At 56.5% G+C, this 17,734-nt stretch carries 17 protein-coding genes; 2 read left to right on the forward strand and 15 right to left on the reverse strand.

The features are described 5' to 3' along the window. Window positions 1–10: 10 nt before the first annotated feature. Window positions 11–1,288, reverse strand: a complete 1,278-nt coding sequence (gene hisS / locus CDUR_RS07170; RefSeq protein WP_179417682.1) for a histidine--tRNA ligase — start codon at window positions 1,286–1,288, stop codon at window positions 11–13. A gap of 6 nt (window positions 1,289–1,294) precedes the next feature. Beyond that, window positions 1,295–1,951, reverse strand: coding sequence for an MBL fold metallo-hydrolase (locus tag CDUR_RS07175; protein WP_179417683.1), 657 nt, complete (start codon window positions 1,949–1,951; stop codon window positions 1,295–1,297). A 117-nt stretch (window positions 1,952–2,068) separates the two neighbouring features. On the opposite strand from CDUR_RS07175, the gene CDUR_RS07180 reads away from it, so the two are divergent. Continuing rightward, entirely contained in the window at window positions 2,069–2,941 is an 873-nt protein-coding gene (locus CDUR_RS07180; RefSeq protein ID WP_006063526.1) for a peptidylprolyl isomerase, read from the forward strand. Between the two features lie 272 nt (window positions 2,942–3,213). Next, window positions 3,214–3,657: a hypothetical protein gene (locus tag CDUR_RS07185; protein WP_179417684.1), complete on the forward strand. Its 444-nt coding sequence runs from the start codon at window positions 3,214–3,216 to the stop codon at window positions 3,655–3,657. Window positions 3,658–3,768: 111 nt separating this feature from the next. On the opposite strand, the gene CDUR_RS07190 is transcribed toward CDUR_RS07185, so the two are convergent. The 13 genes from CDUR_RS07190 to pdxS all read right to left on the reverse strand — a co-directional run bounded on the left by CDUR_RS07190 (window position 3,769) and on the right by pdxS (window position 17,635). Continuing rightward, entirely contained in the window at window positions 3,769–6,015 is a 2,247-nt protein-coding gene (locus CDUR_RS07190) for a RelA/SpoT family protein (protein WP_155862241.1), read from the reverse strand. A gap of 35 nt (window positions 6,016–6,050) precedes the next feature. Then, on the reverse strand, window positions 6,051–6,623 hold the full coding sequence (locus tag CDUR_RS07195; RefSeq protein WP_290207028.1) for an adenine phosphoribosyltransferase: 573 nt from the start codon (window positions 6,621–6,623) through the stop codon (window positions 6,051–6,053). Continuing rightward, window positions 6,620–8,260 carry an ABC transporter substrate-binding protein gene (locus tag CDUR_RS07200; RefSeq protein WP_179417686.1) on the reverse strand — a complete coding sequence of 547 codons (1,641 nt, stop codon included), beginning with the start codon at window positions 8,258–8,260 and terminating at the stop codon, window positions 6,620–6,622. Before CDUR_RS07200 ends, CDUR_RS07195 begins: the two co-directional genes overlap by 4 nt. 142 nt (window positions 8,261–8,402) lie before the next feature. Continuing rightward, window positions 8,403–9,542 (reverse strand): protein translocase subunit SecF, encoded by a 1,140-nt coding sequence (gene secF / locus CDUR_RS07205; protein ID WP_179417687.1) that lies wholly within the window; start codon window positions 9,540–9,542, stop codon window positions 8,403–8,405. 2 nt (window positions 9,543–9,544) lie between these two features. Continuing rightward, window positions 9,545–11,392, reverse strand: coding sequence for a protein translocase subunit SecD (secD, locus tag CDUR_RS07210; protein WP_081598665.1), 1,848 nt, complete (start codon window positions 11,390–11,392; stop codon window positions 9,545–9,547). Between the two features lie 63 nt (window positions 11,393–11,455). Further along, window positions 11,456–11,782 (reverse strand): preprotein translocase subunit YajC, encoded by a 327-nt coding sequence (gene yajC, locus CDUR_RS07215; RefSeq protein WP_006063533.1) that lies wholly within the window; start codon window positions 11,780–11,782, stop codon window positions 11,456–11,458. Between the two features lie 62 nt (window positions 11,783–11,844). Then, window positions 11,845–12,945 (reverse strand): Holliday junction branch migration DNA helicase RuvB, encoded by a 1,101-nt coding sequence (gene ruvB / locus CDUR_RS07220; protein ID WP_006063534.1) that lies wholly within the window; start codon window positions 12,943–12,945, stop codon window positions 11,845–11,847. A 35-nt stretch (window positions 12,946–12,980) separates the two neighbouring features. Then, window positions 12,981–13,610, reverse strand: a complete 630-nt coding sequence (ruvA, locus tag CDUR_RS07225; protein ID WP_006063535.1) for a Holliday junction branch migration protein RuvA — start codon at window positions 13,608–13,610, stop codon at window positions 12,981–12,983. Further along, window positions 13,607–14,233, reverse strand: coding sequence for a crossover junction endodeoxyribonuclease RuvC (ruvC, locus tag CDUR_RS07230; protein ID WP_179417688.1), 627 nt, complete (start codon window positions 14,231–14,233; stop codon window positions 13,607–13,609). Before ruvC ends, ruvA begins: the two co-directional genes overlap by 4 nt. Before the next feature lie 157 nt (window positions 14,234–14,390). Beyond that, window positions 14,391–15,143: a YebC/PmpR family DNA-binding transcriptional regulator gene (locus CDUR_RS07235; protein ID WP_179417689.1), complete on the reverse strand. Its 753-nt coding sequence runs from the start codon at window positions 15,141–15,143 to the stop codon at window positions 14,391–14,393. A gap of 48 nt (window positions 15,144–15,191) precedes the next feature. After that, window positions 15,192–15,797, reverse strand: coding sequence for a pyridoxal 5'-phosphate synthase glutaminase subunit PdxT (pdxT, locus tag CDUR_RS07240; protein WP_006063538.1), 606 nt, complete (start codon window positions 15,795–15,797; stop codon window positions 15,192–15,194). A 12-nt stretch (window positions 15,798–15,809) separates the two neighbouring features. Beyond that, window positions 15,810–16,664, reverse strand: a complete 855-nt coding sequence (locus CDUR_RS07245) for an acyl-CoA thioesterase (protein WP_233452915.1) — start codon at window positions 16,662–16,664, stop codon at window positions 15,810–15,812. Between the two features lie 77 nt (window positions 16,665–16,741). Next, a complete protein-coding gene (pdxS, locus tag CDUR_RS07250; RefSeq protein WP_179417691.1) occupies window positions 16,742–17,635 on the reverse strand; it encodes a pyridoxal 5'-phosphate synthase lyase subunit PdxS in 894 nt (297 codons plus the stop codon). Between the last annotated feature and the right edge of the window lie 99 nt (window positions 17,636–17,734).

A 17,734-nucleotide genomic window follows, 5' to 3' on the forward strand; every position in this document is an offset into this window, starting at 1 on the left:
GTTTGAGCAGCTAGCCCAACTCTTCCACAAGATACGGCACCACAGCGGCAAGATCCATATCAGTCTGTGTCTGCGCAGCAAGATCTTTCACTGCGATAGTGCCGTTTTCCAATTCGCGGTCACCCAGGATCAGTGCAAAACGCGCGTGGGCACGGTCGGCACCTTTCATGGCACCTTTGAGTCCACGGTCACCATAGGACATGTCACTGCTTACACCGTTGCTGCGCAGTTGGTTAATCAAAACGGCCATGGCGCGTTTCGCAGCCGAACCCATGGGCACTCCAAACACATCAACGCGCCGAGTGTCGACAGTCTCGGCCTGCTCAGCCTGGAGTGCCAAGAGTGTGCGGTCAATGCCCAACCCGAAGCCGATGCCAGAGAGTTCTTGGCCGCCGAGCTGAGCCATCAGGCCGTCGTAACGTCCACCGCCGCCGATACCGGACTGCGCACCCAGCCCATCGTGCACAAACTCGAAGCAAGTCTTGGTGTAATAGTCCAAGCCACGCACCATGCGGGGGTTGATCACGTAAGCCACGCCCATGTCGTCAAGTAGACCCGTGACGGTCTCGAAGTGCTCCCGGGTTTCCGGTGAAAGGTGATCCAGCATCAGCGGCGCGTCGGCGGTCATGTCCTGCACCTCAGGGCGCTTATCGTCCAACACACGCAGTGGGTTGATTTCCGCGCGGCGTCGGGTTTCCTCGTCCAGCGGCAGGGCAAACAGAAACTCCTGAAGCTTCTGTCGGTAGGCGGGTCTGCAGGTGCTGTCGCCCAGGCTGGTAATTTCCAGACGGTACCCGGTCAAGCCCACTGACTTGTAGCAGCGGTCCGCAAGTGCTACTACCTCGGCATCCAGGGCAGGATCATCCACGCCGATGGACTCCACACCCATCTGTTGCAGCTGACGGTAGCGGCCCGCCTGTGGTCGTTCGTAGCGGAAGCATGGGCCTGCGTACATTAGCTTCGTGGGAAGCTGACCACGATCCAGGCCATGCTCAATCACTGCGCGCATCACACCGGCGGTACCTTCAGGCCGGAGCGTCACGGACCGTTCACCGCGATCCTGGAACGTGTACATTTCTTTACTCACCACGTCGGTCGACTCACCGACTCCGCGGGCGAAAAGCGCAGTTTCCTCGAAGATTGGCAACTCAATGTATTCGTACCCGGCCACATGAGCCTGATGCAGGAATCCATTCCGTACACGCAGAAACTCGGTGGACGCAGGTGGCACATAGTCCGGCACGCCTTTGGGTGCGGAAAAGCGTTGAATCTTCTTGGAATTACTCACGGCTACTCAGTATAGCTGCCGCAGGAACGGGTTATTCATCCTCTCAGCACGCATTGTTGTGGCCGGACCATGGCCGGGAAGCACATGCAGATGGTCCGCCAAAGACAAGACTGGCCCCTTGAGTGTGGCCTCCATATCCTCTGGACTGGAATGCGGGAGATCCGTCCGACCAATAGAACCTTGGAATAGCACATCACCGCTGAACACCACATCGTCCCCCACCAGCAGCACCGATCCTGGTGAATGCCCCGGCGCGTGCACCACCCGAAACTCATGCCCCGCGAAGTCAAGGACCTGTCCTTCTTCTAGTGGCAGTGAGTTCGGGTAGGGCGTCATGTTCACGACGTCGAAAAGCAGCGATGTTTGAGACGACACAGCAATCGACGGATCCTCCAGCATGGGTGCATCCAGGGCATGAATATAGATATCAATGCCCCATCGTTTGGCCAGCTGCGCTGCGTCGCGAGTATGGTCCACATGCCCATGTGTCAGCACAATCTTGTCCACGGTCAGCCCCTGATCGGCCACGAGCTGCACAAGTTTGTCATGAGCGTGCATACCTGGATCGATGACCACGCAATGCCGCTCCCCTTCCGGTCCGTCACCGACCCACACGTAGCAGTTTGTCTTGAACGGGCCGGCAGCAAAACCATGTATCTCCATACCAACAAAGCCTAATCGGTTAGTTCCTTAAATCCCGCAACCGCTAGGATGGGACACCGTATAGAAGAAGCATCCTGATGCTTTTCATGCTTTCCGTCCCCGTCTAGGAAGAAAACAGTGGCTAAGAATACATCGACTAGGAACAAAGAACGCCGCGAAGAGGCACTTCGCGACTTGGACCGTGAGCTACGTGTCCGTGACCGCGCCGAAAAGTCCAAGCCGCTCGGCGTAGCCGCCGCCTCTGTCCTCGTCATCGTCGCCATCGTTGGTGGCATCTGGTGGGCTGCCAACCAAAACGGGGACGACAAAAACACCGACCAGCAGGCACAGAACAGCACCAGCGCCACCCCGGACCCGGCTGCCAACACTCAGCCCTTAGCGACGGCGCGAACCAACCCGCTGCCCGAGACCGTCAATTGCACCTACACTCCCGAAGGTCAAGCAGCGCGGGAGGTGTCCGTGCCACCTGCCGAGAACATTCCCGCCACCGGCACAGTCACCGTCACGCTCAATACCAATGCGGGTCCCATTGGCATGACTCTAGATCGTGCGGTATCTCCCTGCACGGTCAATGCGGTTCAGCACCTGGCAGCCAACAATTTCTACAACGACACGATCTGCCACCGCATGACCAGCGAAGGCATTCACGTGCTGCAGTGTGGTGACCCCAGCGGTTCCGGCTCCGGCGGACCTGGGTTCAAGTTCCCTAACGAGTACCCCACTGACGAGGCCGGTGGCAACGCGACCCAGCCCGTCAACTACAAGCGCGGTACCATCGCTATGGCTAACTCCGGCCCAGACACTAACGGTTCGCAGTTCTTCCTGAACTACGGCGACTCCCCGCTGGCTCCTCAATACACCTACTTTGGGCAGATCAACGAAGCCGGGCTGGCCACCTTGGACAGCATCGCGGGCAAAGGCATCAAAGACGGCGCGGGCGATGGCGCCCCCGCCGAGGAAGTCAAGATCGAGAGCGCTACCGTCTCTTAAACTCCTCACAGACTCCCCCACTTCAGAACCCTCATCCGTGGCGAAAACCCCGCACACAGATGGGGGTTCTGTCGGCAATATTAAAAAATTTTAAGATAGAGTCTATGAAGCAGGTTTATGCAACATCGCTGTTCAGAAACGTTTTTGCTGTATTTTTGTGGTGGAACCTGATTTTTTGACCCCTCAACCAGGTTGCATTTTCTGATTTTGCCGTTACGCTATAAACGGAATTACAAATTTTCCTTACTCTCTCTGAAAAGGAACGGCACTCCATGAAGCTGATCTCCCGTAAAGCCGCTATCGCTGCTATCACCGCAGCAGCAGTCACCGCCGGGACTATGACTGCTCCGGCAATGGCTGACAAAAAACCTGCTAATCCTCCTGCTAGCACCAGCCAGAGCGCTGCCCCCTCTTCCAGCAAAGCTCAAGGCTCTTCCAATGCAGTAGTTGGATCCTCCGAGCTTTTCTCCGGTTCCTCTGAGACCTCCGGCCTGTCCAGCTCCCGTGAGATCGACAAGGAGATCAAGGACCTGGATCCGAATGACAAGGATTACCAGTCCAAGAAAGAAGCTTTGGAGAAGAAAAAGAAGGACAGCCGTAAGGACACCATCGATAACCTCAAGGACATCCTGACGGTCCTGACCACTGTCGGTTCTCTGCTCGGTGCCCTGTACACCATCGGCAACAACCTTGATCGTTTGAACCGCAACCGCTAAATTTTATAGGCGTTGACGCCCACCGGCTGCTGTCCTTGATGGATGCAGCCGGTTTTTGCTGTTTGTGCGTGACGACGCCCGGGCACCACCACTCCACGCACCTTACGTCACCTACCCCCCAGAGGTGAGGCGGTACACGTCAAACACTCCCTCAATGTTGCGTAGCTGCGTCATCAGCGCGCCAAGCTGTTTGGTGTCTGACACCTCGAAGGTGAACTTGCAGACGGCCACATGGTCTTCAGAGGAATGGGAATTCATAGACACCACCGCGACGCGCTGTTCATTGATCACTCGAGTCAGCTCAAACAACAAACCACTGCGATCCAGTGCCTCCAGTTGCAGTGTTGCCGCGAACACCGCACCGGAGCCCTCAGACGCCCACTGCACGTCAACAATGCGCTGGGATTCCTCCCGCAGCTTCTCGGCGTTCGTGCAATCCGCACGGTGAACGGATACTCCACCGCCGCGGGTGACAAACCCGAAAATCTCATCACCTGGCACCGGTCGGCAGCATTTGGCCAGTTTCGCCATCACATCAGGGCTGCCTTCAACCAAGATACCCGTACCGTCACTCTTGGCGTGCGCTTTCTTACCCACCAGCTCACTGAATGGGGTGCGTGCTGCCAGTGCGTCTTCGGCATCGTCCTCGTTGCCAAAAATGGCCATGAGGCGGTTAGCCACATGCCCGGCGGAAACGCGCCCCTGACCTATGGCGGTGTACAGTGCATCCACGTCGCTGTAATGCAGTTCCGTAGCCACGGTTTTCATAGACTGCACTGTAAACAGGCGATGCATGGGAAGCCCGCCTCGTTGCACTTCTGCAGCCAAAGCGTCGCGGCCCAACTCCAAGGATTCCTCGCGGCGTTCCTTGGCAAACCACTGCCTGATCTTCGCTTTCGCCCGCGGCGAGACCACAAACTTTTGCCAGTCCTGGCTGGGACCAGCATCTGGGTCTTTTGAGGTGAATACCTCTACGCGGTCGCCCGACTTGAGTGTGGATTCTAGGGCGACGAGCTTGCCGTTCACCTTGGCGCCAATGCAGCGATGTCCCACCTCTGTGTGTACTGCATATGCCAAGTCCACGGGGGTCGCATCAACAGGCAGGCTCATCACGTCGCCTTTGGGGGTAAACACGAAGATCTGGCTGGTGGTGAGGTCGTAGCGCAGGTTGTCTAGGAATTCGTTGGGGTCTGCGGCTTCTTTCTGCCAATCCAGTAGTTGGCGCATCCACGCCATCTGGTCGACTTCCGCCTGTGAACCTTTATGGCTGCCCTTGGTTTCCTTGTACCGCCAGTGCGCCGCGATGCCGAATTCCGCATTGAAGTGCATGTCATGAGTGCGTACCTGCACTTCGAGGGGTTTGCCCCCCGGACCCATGACCGTGGTATGCAAGGACTGGTATACGCCAAACCGTGGGGCGGAAATGTAGTCTTTAAACCGCCCTGGCATGGCCGAATAGAGAGCATGAACGGCGCCAATGGCGGAGTAACAGTTGTTGGGGGTATCCACAAGAATGCGGATACCCACCAGATCGAAAATCTCGTCGAAGTCGCGGCCACGGACAATCATCTTTTGGTAGATGGACCAGTAGTGTTTCGGCCTACCCATGACCTCTGCGGGAATGTTGTTTTCCTTCATGGAGGCCGACACTTGGTCGATGATTTCCGTCAAGTAACGGTCACGTGAAGGGGCACGGTCGGCAACAAGCCGCACGATCTCCTCATATTTTTTGGGGTACAGGATGGCAAAAGACAGGTCTTCCAGTTCCCATTTCACTGATGCCATGCCTAGGCGATGCGCAAGCGGCGCAATGACTTCAAGGGTTTGACGTGCCTTCTTTGCCTGTTTCTGCGGCGGCAAAAAACGCATGGTCCGCATGTTGTGGAGGCGATCAGCCACCTTGATCACCAGGACCCTGGGGTCTTGGCTCATCGCTACAATCATCTTCCTGATTGTTTCGGCTTCCGCAGCCGCCCCAAGCGCTACTTTGTCGAGTTTGGTCACGCCGTCGACAAGGCGGGCGACTTCCGCACCGAAGTCGTGTTCCAGATCGTCGATGGAATAGTCGGTGTCTTCCACCGTGTCATGCAAAAGTGCCGCAACCAGCGTGGTGGTGTCCATGCCAATCTCGGCAGCGATGGTGGCCACAGCTAGTGGGTGTGAGATGTAGGGGTCACCTGATTTTCGGTATACCCCTTCGTGCAGTCGTTCAGCCTTGTTATAGGCGCGTTGCAACAGCGCCACATCGGCTTTTGGGTGGATTTCCCGATGGATGCTCACCAAGGGATCGAGCACCGGGTCTACTTTGACCCTGTTGCCGGTAAGGCTTCGGGCAAGACGAGCAGACATGCTCCGCATGCTGACCTGCTGTTTGACCGGCTTGTTGTCTGCGCTCACGAATCCGCCCCCTTGTTGTTCCCACCTTCCTCACCGTCTGCATTAACCACCGTCAACGGTGTATCTCCTAGTTTGTCGCGTCCACCAAGGCCAGCAACTTCCAACACCACCGCGTGCCCCACCACCGTTGCCCCACGTCGTTCTAGGAGGGATCGGGCCGCAACGAGCGTGCCTCCGGTGGCCAACACGTCGTCGATAAGCACTACCTTCTGACCAGCAAGCGGGATGCCTTCTGCAGGTATCTCCAATGCCGCCACGCCATATTCCAGCGCATATTCCTCGGTGAATACCGGTGGCGGCAGTTTACCCTTCTTACGGATAGCCACAATGCCCAACCCCAGTTTGTAGGCGACGGCCGAGCCGAGCAGGAATCCTCGCGCATCTAACCCACCAATCAGGTCAGCGTCGTAGCGTTCGGCTGCGGCGGCAAGCGCGTCGATCACCATGCGCAGACCGTCTTTGTTGGCTAACACAGGAGTGAGATCTTCAAATATCACACCCTCAGCTGGGAAATCTGGCACGAGTCGAATCAGGTCCGCGAGCGCTTCCCGTACAGTAGTGTACGTCATTTCTTTCTACTTTCTTGCCACCGATCCATGTTCCACCCGATGCCTGACAACGAGGTGTTTACTACAACGTTAGTTATTGTGCGATCAACCACAAAAGTGTGGGGCTGAGCTGCCAATGGAATCGTCGGCACGTCAACCCACAGGCGCTCCTCCCCCTGCCGCAAGGCTTCTACGTCACCTGATGTTGCATTGACATCACCGAACTGGCTATTCGGATCCATGGCCACCAGCACCGCATCCAGCTTGCGCGGGTCAAGCTGAGTGGTGCCATTGTCCTGCTTCCGATCCACCGCCAAATCCTGAATAGTCCCGGCATCACCGGAGGCATCAACAACATTCACACCGGCAGGCTGGCAGCTGGCGCGCATTTTCTCCACCATCGCCGCTTTGCGCGAATTCGGGGCGATGTAGCCCACACGAATCGTCTGCCCACGTAACATCTCTGCACGCGGAATATCCACCCCAAGATGCGCAGCGCCAATGTGCTCTGTTTGTTGATTAATTGGGTCATCAGCGGTGGTCAAACGCGTACCCATTGGTTTCACGTCCACACCAGAGGCGCGTGCAGACTCCTCAGCCACCGCCGCTATGTCAATACATGCGGCGAACGCCTGTCGGGCCTCTGGCGATGCCAATACACCCGCTTTGGCCAGCACCAACTGCTCATTCAAATCCCCCACTGCGTTACTGATGTTGAAGGGGTTTTTGGAATTGTTGCGGTCTACCCATGGAACATCTGCTTCACCGACAAGGTCCGCTACCTCAATGCTTTTGTCGGCAGCCTTAGCGGACAGGTCCGTTCCCTTCGGCCAGAGCGTCACCTTAGATAAAGCGGGTTGATCCCCCACATACTGCTCATTGGGAGTGAGGGTGACATGGCCGTCCTCCCCCACATCCGCAATCTTGAACGGACCCGCAGATACCTGCAGTTGTGCATCAAACGATCCCAGGTTGAAACCATCACTCCACACTTGGGCGATGGGCCGAAGAGTGTCAACATCCCCTTCATGCAGTTCGTCAACCAGTTGTTGCTCGTTTTTCCCAGTTTTGGATGCGATGACATGCGATGGCAGCACCGTCCCCGGGCCGAACAGGTACCGCCAGCGTGCACCCATATCACGTTTAAACACCACGGTGAATTGCTTTGATCCGGGTGTGCATTCCAGGTTTTCTACCTGCTCCATCAGTGGGATGCGGGAGTTAAAAAGTTCTGGCATGCTTCCAGCACGGAATGCCAGAAGGAAATCATTGCAGGTCACCGGCGCACCGTCGGAGTATTTTGCATTTTCAGAGATTGCGTATTCAACCCGCTGAGGCTCCCCCGGAATGGTTTTTGCAGTAGCCAGATCGCGGTTGGGAATCAACTGTCCCGACGGTCCCACCACAAACACCGGTGGATATAAGCGTCCAGCAAGCAGATCCGCCTGCGTTGATGCGCCTACATTGGTGCCCGCGTTTGTGGTGAACAGGGGCGTACTCAAACCGTAGCCGAAATGATCAATGTCGCGGTCGTTTCCTGAGGAGCAGGTCACCAGCGATGTCGCACATGCCACAATCGCACCCACCATCGCAGCAGCTTTCCTACCACCAGACCAGGGCCTGTGCCGCACCTTGTTGGTGAGAATGGAAGCAGACATTCAAACAACTCCTGACGGTATCTGGGCTTGAACTAGATAAGTATAAAACCCCAACCGCCATAACGCCCATCGGGGTAACAAAATACCGCCCTCCACCTGCGCTGGAAGACGGTATTTTGGATACGACTAAAGTGCGATCAGGCTAACGATCCCGGTCCGGACGCCAGCTGGCACCAAAGGACGTATTCTGCCGGGGTGCCGCCACCGTTTCAGTAGCGTGGGCCGAGCTTGCCGCAGCATCAACATCATCATCGACGTCCTGCGCATCAACGTCGCCCTCAGCCTCCTGGCGAGCACGGACACGGGCCACGGCCTTGTTGTGGGCACGGTACTTCTGCTGGCGGTTTTTCAAGCTCACAACGATTGGCGTGGCCAAGAACACCGATGAGAATGTACCTTCAATAACGCCAATCAACTGCACTAGCGACAAGTCCTTCAGCGTTCCCACACCCATCAGCCACACGGCGATCACCATTAGCGCCGCAATGGGCAGTGCGGAGATCACCGTCGTGGAGATAGAACGCATCACAGTCTGGTTCACGGCTAGGTTGGCCTGCTCGGCGTAGGTGCGCCTGCGGGAATCCAATAACCCGGCCGTGTTTTCCTTGACTTTGTCAAACACCACCACCGTGTCGTACAGAGAGAACGCCAACACCGTGAGCAAACCAATAATGGTTGCTGGACTGACCTCAAACCCGATCAGAGCGTAGGTACCGCCTATGACCACGGCGTCGACACCCAGAGCCGCAAGAGCAGCAATGGCCATATCGCGTTCGAAACGGAAGGCAATGTAGAGGAAGATCAGAATGAAGAACACACCCAACGCGATAAGCATGCGGTAAGTAATGGTCGAGCCCCAAGACTCGGATACTGTGGAATCACCCACCGCATCCGGGTTAGCCACGCCCGTCGCGTCCTTCGGTTGGAACCGCTCAAACAGCGCAGAGCGAGCTTTGTTGATCTGGTCATCTGTCAGACGCTCTGAGTTAATTTCCAGAATGCGGGAGTCACCAGAGCCAACCACCTGCACTAACTGCGGGGTCACACCAGTTGCCTGTGTAAACACTTCTTCCACCTGCGATGTTTCCGTGTCACCGGCAGGCATGTTCATCTTGGTACCGCCCTGGAAATCAATCCCTAGGGTAAAACCCCGGAAAATAATAGCCAGCAGACACACCAGAAGCAGCACACCAGTGATGCTGTACCACAACCGGCGACGGCCAACGAAGTCAAGTCCACCTTCACCTGTGTAAAGGCGTGAAAGAGTTCCAGCGTTAGTCATGGTTAGTTATCCTCTTTCTTTTCGTCATCCGAATCGCTCTGCTCAGCGGCTTGATCGGCAGGCAACACCTCACCAGCTGCGCGACGGTTCTTGGCGACCTGCATAACCTTGCCCAAACCATTGACGGCGGGCTTGGAGAACCATGGCACACGGGACGCCAGAATCACCATCGGAGCAGTCACCAGGAAGGTGATCACAAGGTCAAAGATAGTGGTCAAGCCCAATGTGAAGGCAAAGCCCTTCACATCACCCACAGCCAGCACGTAGAGCACAACAGCCGCAATCAGGGAGACGAAGTTACCTGACAAAATGGTGTGCTTTGCACGGTTCCACGCCCGCGGAACCGACGATCGGAACGTTCGTCCATCACGAACTTCATCCTTAATGCGTTCGTAGAACACCACAAAGGAGTCCGCTGTTGTACCAATACCAATGATCAAGCCCGCAATGCCGGCCAGATCCAACGAATAACCAATCCACCGACCCAACAAGACCAGTGAACCGTAGACCAGTGCGCCCGAGGCAAACAACGAGAACACAGCCAGCACACCAAACACGCGGTAATAAGCCAGCGCAAACAAGCTGACCAGTGCCAAGCCCACCAAACCAGCAATCAAACCTGCACGTAGTGATGCAAAGCCCAAGGTTGCGGGGATGGTTACCGACGTCCCGCCGCGCTCGCCGTTCTCACCCGCAAAGCTCAATGGTAGTGCGCCGTAACGCAGGTTATTGGCCAGATCGGTGGCCTCCTGCTCAGTGAAACGCCCTGTGATGGAAGTACCACTTCCTGGAGGAGTCGCAGACTGAATCACCGGTGCGGAAATAACCTGCGAATCAAGCGTCACAGCAACCTGACGCTGCAGGTTCTCCTGCGTCAAAGCTGCCCAGGTGGATCCACCCGGCTCATTATCATTTGACTTGAACGCAAAGTTGACTTCCATCTGCCCGTTCTGCGGGTTCAGACCACCCGTGATGGGGCGGCTGGTATCAATCTCGTTACCAGACAGACGTTTACCATGTTCCTGATCCGTCTCCCCCACAAGCAAAGGTGCGGGAGCGAGCACGTACTTTTGGCCCTGGCTTGGGTCACAGGCAACAAGGGGCTTAGCGGGGTCGTCGGTACCCGCAATCGGGTCCATGTCTTTACTTCCAGCTTCACACTGCAGCAGAGCGTACGCGGATAACTGAATGGCGGGATCAACAGACTGACGATCTTGCCGTAGCACCTCAGTAACCTTGCTTCGCTGCTCTGCGGCGGCAATGGAATTTGCGGGCTCCTTCGGTGCAGTTGCTGTGACCTTAGTGACCTCTAGGCGCTCGCCACCTTCCTGAACATTCTGGTTAATCAGGTTGGCTATGGCATCCATGGACTGATTAGCCTGATCAGGCGTGACAATGCCGTTTTCCACCCAGCGATTCGCCATCTCCGTCAAAACAGGACTAAACGCCGCCACTGATTCCGGGGTGGCCAGATTAGACACCGGACGGAAAAGCAACTGCGATGTTTGGCCAAGAGCTCGCGCCTGCGACGTATCATCACCCGGGACCGTAATCACCAACGTGTCACCATCAGTGACCACACTGGCGCCGGACACACCCATGCCGTTGACGCGGTTTTCCAGAATCGTCCGAGCCTGAGCAAGCTGCTCGGATGTGGGGCGCTCACCCTGCGGAACGAGGGTGACGCGGGTTCCGCCCTGCAGGTCAATACCCAACTTTGGGATCGGACTGCGATCAGGAAGGAAGAAGATGAGCGCGTAGACAATCGCCAAGAGCAGCACAAACAAAGCAAGCGCCTGTTTAGGCCACCGTGACTGTCCAATACGGGTTCTTCGGCCTTGGGAAGCCAATGGACTTTCTCCTTATATACAAAACAAAAAGATGCGCCTTAACGCTTCATTAACATGATTAGGTTACGCTGAATCATTTTCAGCGTTATCACCGGGTTGTGTATTGGAATTACTCACCGGTTCGGTTGGCGTCGCACGCCTCACAATGACCGCGCGCTCCCAGGTAAGCACCACACCTGGTGCCACCTCCAACTCAACCTCGGTGGGCCGCAGAGCTGTGATTGTCCCATGCACACCGGAACTTGTGACAACAGCATCGCCCACTGCCAGCCCTTCCTGCACAGTCTTGATGTCATTCAGCTGCCGCTGTTGACGACGCATCTGAAAGAACATTGGCGCAAGAAAAACCACAAGTATCAAACCAAGAAGCACTAGTTGGTTCACGTCCATAACGTCACAGTCTGCCAGATTTAACCTTGTCGGCGCACCCCAGCTATACCATGTACCGAGTTTTATTCATAGCCACCTATTGTCCCCTCGGGAGGTTCCAACCCTACATGCCGCCACGCGGCAGCAGTGGCAACCCGTCCACGACCAGTACGAGCGATCATGCCAGCGCGCACCAAATACGGCTCACACACTTCCTCAACTGTCGACGGTTCCTCCCCCACCGCAATAGCCAACGTACTGACTCCAACAGGACCACCGCCATGGCCTTTCACCAGAACATTCAGCACCGCACGATCAAGTCGATCCAACCCGCGTTCATCCACATCAAACAGCAATAGCGCCGCCTTCGCAGCCCCTAAATCCACGTGCCCATCCGAATACACTTCGGCAAAATCACGGACGCGACGAAGCAGGCGATTGGCTATGCGCGGTGTGCCTCGCGAGCGTGAAGCAATTTCCTCAGCCGCATCATGATTAATGCTCACATTCAAAATTTTTGCGGCACGTGTAACCACCCGCGTGAGATCGGGAACGTCGTAATATTCCATTTGGGCCGTAAACCCAAAGCGGTCACGCAGCGGGCCAGTCAGCATACCCGAACGCGTCGTTGCCCCCACCAGGGTAAACGGCGCGATCTCCAAGGGTATCGACGTCGCACCGGGCCCCTTACCCACAATCACGTCAATGCGGAAGTCTTCCATCGCCATGTACAGCATTTCTTCCGCTGGCCTGGCGATACGGTGAATCTCGTCAATAAAAAGAACGTCGCCCTCCATCAGGTTTGACAGCATGGCAGCCAAGTCCCCGGCTCGTTCCAGTGCAGGACCGGATGTCATGCGGAGACTGGTGCCTAACTCTTGAGCGATAATCATGGCCATCGTTGTTTTGCCCAGTCCGGGCGGCCCAGAAAGCAGCACGTGGTCGGGTGCAACACCACGGTTCCGGGCACCGGTCAGCACAAGGTCAAGCTGATTGCGAACCTTCGGCTGACCAATAAACTCTTCCAGGCTCTTCGGCCGCAAGTTTGTTTCCAGATCATTGTCACCGGCTTGGGCGTTGGCATCGATCGCGCTGTCAGTCGGCCTGCCGCCGGCGTGTGCGCCTCCCCTTCCAGGGCCCTTACCTGCGGGAAGGTTAAATTCTGTTTTTTCCACGTCCGCCATGGCTACAACCTACCTTGCTTTTTGAGTTGTTTGTCCTAGCTTGACAGCGTGGCTAGTGCTGCACGCAGCAGTGTGGAATTATCGGCCTCGGCGTGCGTCGCCAGGGTGCTTTCTACCGCAGCGGTGGCCTGTTTTTCGTTGAAGCCCAGACCCATGAGCGCTTCGACAACTTGTTCCGTCACCGCGCTGCCGTATGGCAAGGGCTCCGCGTTTGCTGTCGCGAGGTCCGCAGAACCATCACTGCCCTCAGCAGCGGCATCAACAAACGCGGATACCTTTTCTTTAAGTTCAACGATCATGCGCTCAGCACCACGCTTGCCCACGCCTGGAACGCGTTGGAGAGCTTTGGCATCGCCACGAGTCACAGCCTGTGCGAAGTCGGCGGTGTTAAACACGGACTGCACGGCAAGGGCAAGGCGCGGCCCAACCCCAGATACCCCGAGCAAGGTACTAAACAGATCCCTGCTTGCTGCATCTTTGAATCCGTAGAGGCTCATGGAGTCTTCGCGGACGATCAGCAGTGTCAACACGGTTGCTTCCTCACCTCGACTGAGTTCGGCGAGGGTTTGCGGGGTGGCACTGAAAAGGTATCCAACACCGCCGCATTCCACGACAGCACTATTGAGTCCGATATCAATAACGGGGCCGCGAAGGGATGAGATCATTGTTGAGGACTCCTTTGAGCTGGTGAGGTGGATTTCTTCGAGGCATTGAAATCAGCTTTAGCTTTTCCTAGCCGCCCTTGTTGATGACGGCGTTGAGCCTCCGCTTGCGCATATGTGTGTTCTTGGCGCAGCAGTAGTGGTGCTCGCCAACAGTGGCATACCGCTAGCGCAAGAGCATCGGCGGCATCGGCAGGTTTAGGCGCTTCGCTAAGACCGAGAATGCGGGTAATCATGGCGGTCATTTGTTTTTTGTCCGCACGACCATTGCCTGACACGGCTTTTTTCACTTCGCTGGGCGTGTACATGTGCACAGAAATACTGCGTTGCGCCGCTGCAAGCACCAGCACTCCCACAGCATGGGCGGTGTGCATGACGGTGGACACGTTGCCGCGTTCGAAGATGCGCTCGATCGCTACAACGTCAGGGGTATAATCATCCATCCATTCGTTCACAGCGTTGCTGAGCCGCAGCAATCGTTCTGTAAGGTCAGCGCTGGGCGGCGTGCGGACCACACCAACAGCGACGGGAAGCACCGCCCGACCTTGTCCTGCTTGCACGACCGACAATCCGCAGCGCGTCAGTCCTGGGTCGATGCCCATGACGCGCAGCCCCTCCAAGTTCACCGGCCGATCGTTCCTTTCCCGCTCAGTTCCACCCCATCAACTTAGCACACAATTGCGATTCCGCGGCCGAACGCGCCACAGATCAGCAGTGTTGCTTATCGACGCCCCGAGTACCCCACCGTTCCCGAGCCCGTACAGGGGTACTCATACAGGCGCTTTAGATGTCCAGCTGCGCGGCAACCTCATCGCTAATGTCCATGTTGGTGTACACGTTTTGCACGTCGTCGCTGTCTTCCAACGCATCAATGATTCGGAAAATCCTGCGCGCACCATCAGCTTCGAGCGGGACCTGAACGGATGCGCGGAAATCGGAATCCGCTTCATCCACATCGATCCCCGCTTCCGTCAACGCATTCTTTACCGCCAGCATGTCACCAGCTTCAGAGACAACCTCGAACTGTTCGCCTAAGTCGTTGACCTCTTCAGCCCCAGCGTCCAGCACAGCCATCAGGACGTCATCCTCGGTGAGCTCGCCTTTGGCCACCAACACCACGCCCTTGCGGGTGAACAAGTACGCCACTGAACCAGACTCGGCCATGTTTCCGCCGTTTTTCGTCATAGCGGTACGTACTTCCGTCGCCGCACGGTTGCGGTTATCGGTCAGGCATTCAATGAGTATTGCTACACCATTGGGGCCATAACCTTCGTACATAATGGTTTCCCAGTCGGCTCCGCCTGCTTCTTCACCAGAACCGCGTTTGCGGGCACGCTCGATATTGTCGTTGGGGACCGAAGCCTTCTTGGCCTTTTTGATCATGTCATCCAACGTTGGGTTGGCCGCTGGATCACCACCGCCGGTACGTGCCGCGACTTCGATGTTTTTAATCAGCTTGGCAAATTCCTTGCCCCGCTTAGCATCGTTCGCGGCCTTCTTATGCTTGGTGGTTGCCCATTTTGAGTGGCCGGACATCAAAAACCTTTCGTCGTCACTGTAAACAGTATTAGGGAATCTGCCCAATTATACTTCGTGCACATAGCCTGCCTCCGACACCATGGCAAGAAACATCTCATGTACGCGGGCGTCTCCGGTGCATTCGGGGTGAAATGACGTTGCCAGTACACGACCGCTACGCACCGCCACCACTGCGCCAGACGCAGGACCCGACGGCACTGTGGCTAGCACTTCAACCCCATCACCAACGCGCTCAACCCACGGGGCGCGGATAAACACCGCAGGAACCGGGGAGTCTATACCGTGGAAATCAAGGTCCGCTTCAAAAGAATCCACCTGACGCCCGAAAGCATTACGCCGAACAGTGATATCGAGCGCGCCGAGGCACCGCGCGTCGGGCCGGGTATCCAACACCTCTGATGCCAGCAGAATCATGCCGGCGCATGTGCCGTATGCAGGAAGGCCGGATGTCAAGGCGTCGATAAGCGGGCGCAGTAGACCACCAAGTTCAAGGAGTTTAGACATGGTGGTGGATTCGCCACCGGGGAGAATAATCCCAGAAAGTCCGTTGAGGTGCTCCACACGGCGCACCTGACGATGTTGAACCCCCAGCTCATCTAGAACAAGCTCATGCTCACGGACACCGCCTTGCACGGCCAAAATACCGATCACTGTTGTCTGCCTTTACGTCAAGGTGGTAAGAGGAATGGCTTTGGTGCCAGGTTTGAGACTACGCGCCAACCCCTCCTGCGTCACAACTGCCACCAAGTTTCCCTGCCGGTCAAAAATCTTGCCCTGAGTCAAGGCACGACCATTGTCCGCAGAAGGCGAGACCTGATCATACAGCAGCCAATCGTCGGCACGAAACGGACGAAGGAACCATAACGCGTGATCCAGCGACGCCTCCTGAACCTGAGCATCCTGGTGTGGAACCAGCGCCGATTGCAGCAGCGTCATATCGGACATGTACGTCAAAGTGCACACGTGAAAAGTATCATCGTCAGGCAGTTTCGCTTTCGAGCGGAACCATACCACCTGTTGGCTTGGCGTGTAGGGGTTGTGTTGAAACTGATCACTAGGAACAACCCGAATATCCCACTCGGACCATTCCTCCAACAGCGCCTTCGTGGTGTGGTGCATGCTGGAGGTATCCATAACTATTGATTCAGGATCTGGAACGGCGCGCATCCTATCCTGGTGTGAAATGCCCTGGTCACCCTTACGATGGAAACTGGCCTGCATCACAAAAATCGCTTGACCGTCCTGTACCGCCTTCACTTGGCGGGAACAAAAACTCCTGCCATCGCGGATGCGGTCCACCATAAAAACCGTGGGTTTGGTAGAGCGACCCGGGGCAACAAAATAGCCATGCAGCGAATGCACCTGATACTCATTGCCCACGGTTTTAGTCGCCGCAACAAGCGTCTGCGCGGCCACCTGACCGCCAAAAGTACGTTGCAGGTTCGACTCCACTACAGGACCGCGGAAAATATCGCGATCAATGTGCTCCACATTCAGAATGAATTCAATATCAGCCATGGCCAGAGGATACGGCACCATCAACAGAAGCCAACAAAAATGCCCCCTGAGGGGGCACATAGAGTGGCTAATGGAATTTACCAGCCGCGCTCTGCCAGGCGATGCGGAACAGGAATGTCATCAACATTGATGCCCACCATAGCCTCGCCCAGACCGCGAGAAACCTGCGAGATGGTCGCCGGGTCTTCATAGTTCTGGGTGGCCTGCACAATGGCGCGTGCGCGCTTTTCGGGGTCGCCGGACTTGAAAATACCGGATCCCACGAACACACCCTCGGCACCCAGTTGCATCATCATTGCGGCGTCGGCAGGCGTCGCAATACCACCAGCGGTAAACAGCACTACGGGAAGCTTGCCCGTTTCGGCTACCTCGCGAACCAGTTCGTAGGGTGCCTGCAGCTCCTTGGCCGCTACATACAGTTCGTCTTCGGCCATGGACTTCAACCGGTTGATCTCCGCACGGATGGTGCGCATATGCGTCACAGCATTGGAGACATCACCCGTGCCTGCCTCACCCTTAGAGCGAATCATGGCCGCGCCCTCGTTGATTCGGCGCAGTGCCTCACCCAGGTTGGTTGCTCCACAGACGAAGGGAACCGTGAAGTCGAATTTATCAATGTGATTGGAGTAGTCAGCCGGGGTCAGCACTTCGGATTCATCAATGAAATCCACTCCCAGCGACTGCAGCACCTGCGCCTCAACAAAATGCCCGATGCGCGCTTTGGCCATCACAGGAATGGATACTGCATTGATGATGCCCTCGATCATGTCCGGATCGGACATCCTGGACACACCGCCCTGTGCGCGAATATCAGCAGGCACACGCTCCAACGCCATCACGGCGGTGGCACCAGCGTCCTCGGCGATTTTCGCCTGTTCGGGGGTGACGACGTCCATAATCACGCCGCCCTTCAACATCTCAGCCAATCCTCGCTTGACGCGGGCAGTACCATGGGTGGGGTTGGTGCTCATTGTGGTGTTGATCTCCTACAGCTCACGGGTTATTTCAAGCCCAATGCTAGACGGACCTGTTCAGTCTAACCAAACGTGGCGTGGGACTCTAGCATTGGG

It is taken from the genome of Corynebacterium durum (genome assembly GCF_030408675.1).
Lineage (GTDB): Bacteria > Actinomycetota > Actinomycetes > Mycobacteriales > Mycobacteriaceae > Corynebacterium > Corynebacterium durum.

What these genes read in the sequence shown, in the direction of transcription:
- CDUR_RS07175 (WP_179417683.1), bottom strand. Translation starts at nt 1,951, where the DNA reads ATGGAGATACATGGTTTTGCTGCCGGCCCGTTCAAGACAAACTGCTAC.
- CDUR_RS07185 (WP_179417684.1), top strand. Translation starts at nt 3,214, where the DNA reads ATGAAGCTGATCTCCCGTAAAGCCGCTATCGCTGCTATCACCGCAGCA.
- CDUR_RS07190 (WP_155862241.1), bottom strand. Translation starts at nt 6,015, where the DNA reads ATGCGGAGCATGTCTGCTCGTCTTGCCCGAAGCCTTACCGGCAACAGG.
- CDUR_RS07195 (WP_290207028.1), bottom strand. Translation starts at nt 6,623, where the DNA reads ATGACGTACACTACTGTACGGGAAGCGCTCGCGGACCTGATTCGACTC.
- CDUR_RS07200 (WP_179417686.1), bottom strand. Translation starts at nt 8,260, where the DNA reads ATGTCTGCTTCCATTCTCACCAACAAGGTGCGGCACAGGCCCTGGTCT.
- secF (WP_179417687.1), bottom strand. Translation starts at nt 9,542, where the DNA reads ATGACTAACGCTGGAACTCTTTCACGCCTTTACACAGGTGAAGGTGGA.
- yajC (WP_006063533.1), bottom strand. Translation starts at nt 11,782, where the DNA reads ATGGACGTGAACCAACTAGTGCTTCTTGGTTTGATACTTGTGGTTTTT.
- ruvB (WP_006063534.1), bottom strand. Translation starts at nt 12,945, where the DNA reads ATGGCGGACGTGGAAAAAACAGAATTTAACCTTCCCGCAGGTAAGGGC.
- ruvA (WP_006063535.1), bottom strand. Translation starts at nt 13,610, where the DNA reads ATGATCTCATCCCTTCGCGGCCCCGTTATTGATATCGGACTCAATAGT.
- CDUR_RS07235 (WP_179417689.1), bottom strand. Translation starts at nt 15,143, where the DNA reads ATGTCCGGCCACTCAAAATGGGCAACCACCAAGCATAAGAAGGCCGCG.
- CDUR_RS07245 (WP_233452915.1), bottom strand. Translation starts at nt 16,664, where the DNA reads ATGGCTGATATTGAATTCATTCTGAATGTGGAGCACATTGATCGCGAT.
- pdxS (WP_179417691.1), bottom strand. Translation starts at nt 17,635, where the DNA reads ATGAGCACCAACCCCACCCATGGTACTGCCCGCGTCAAGCGAGGATTG.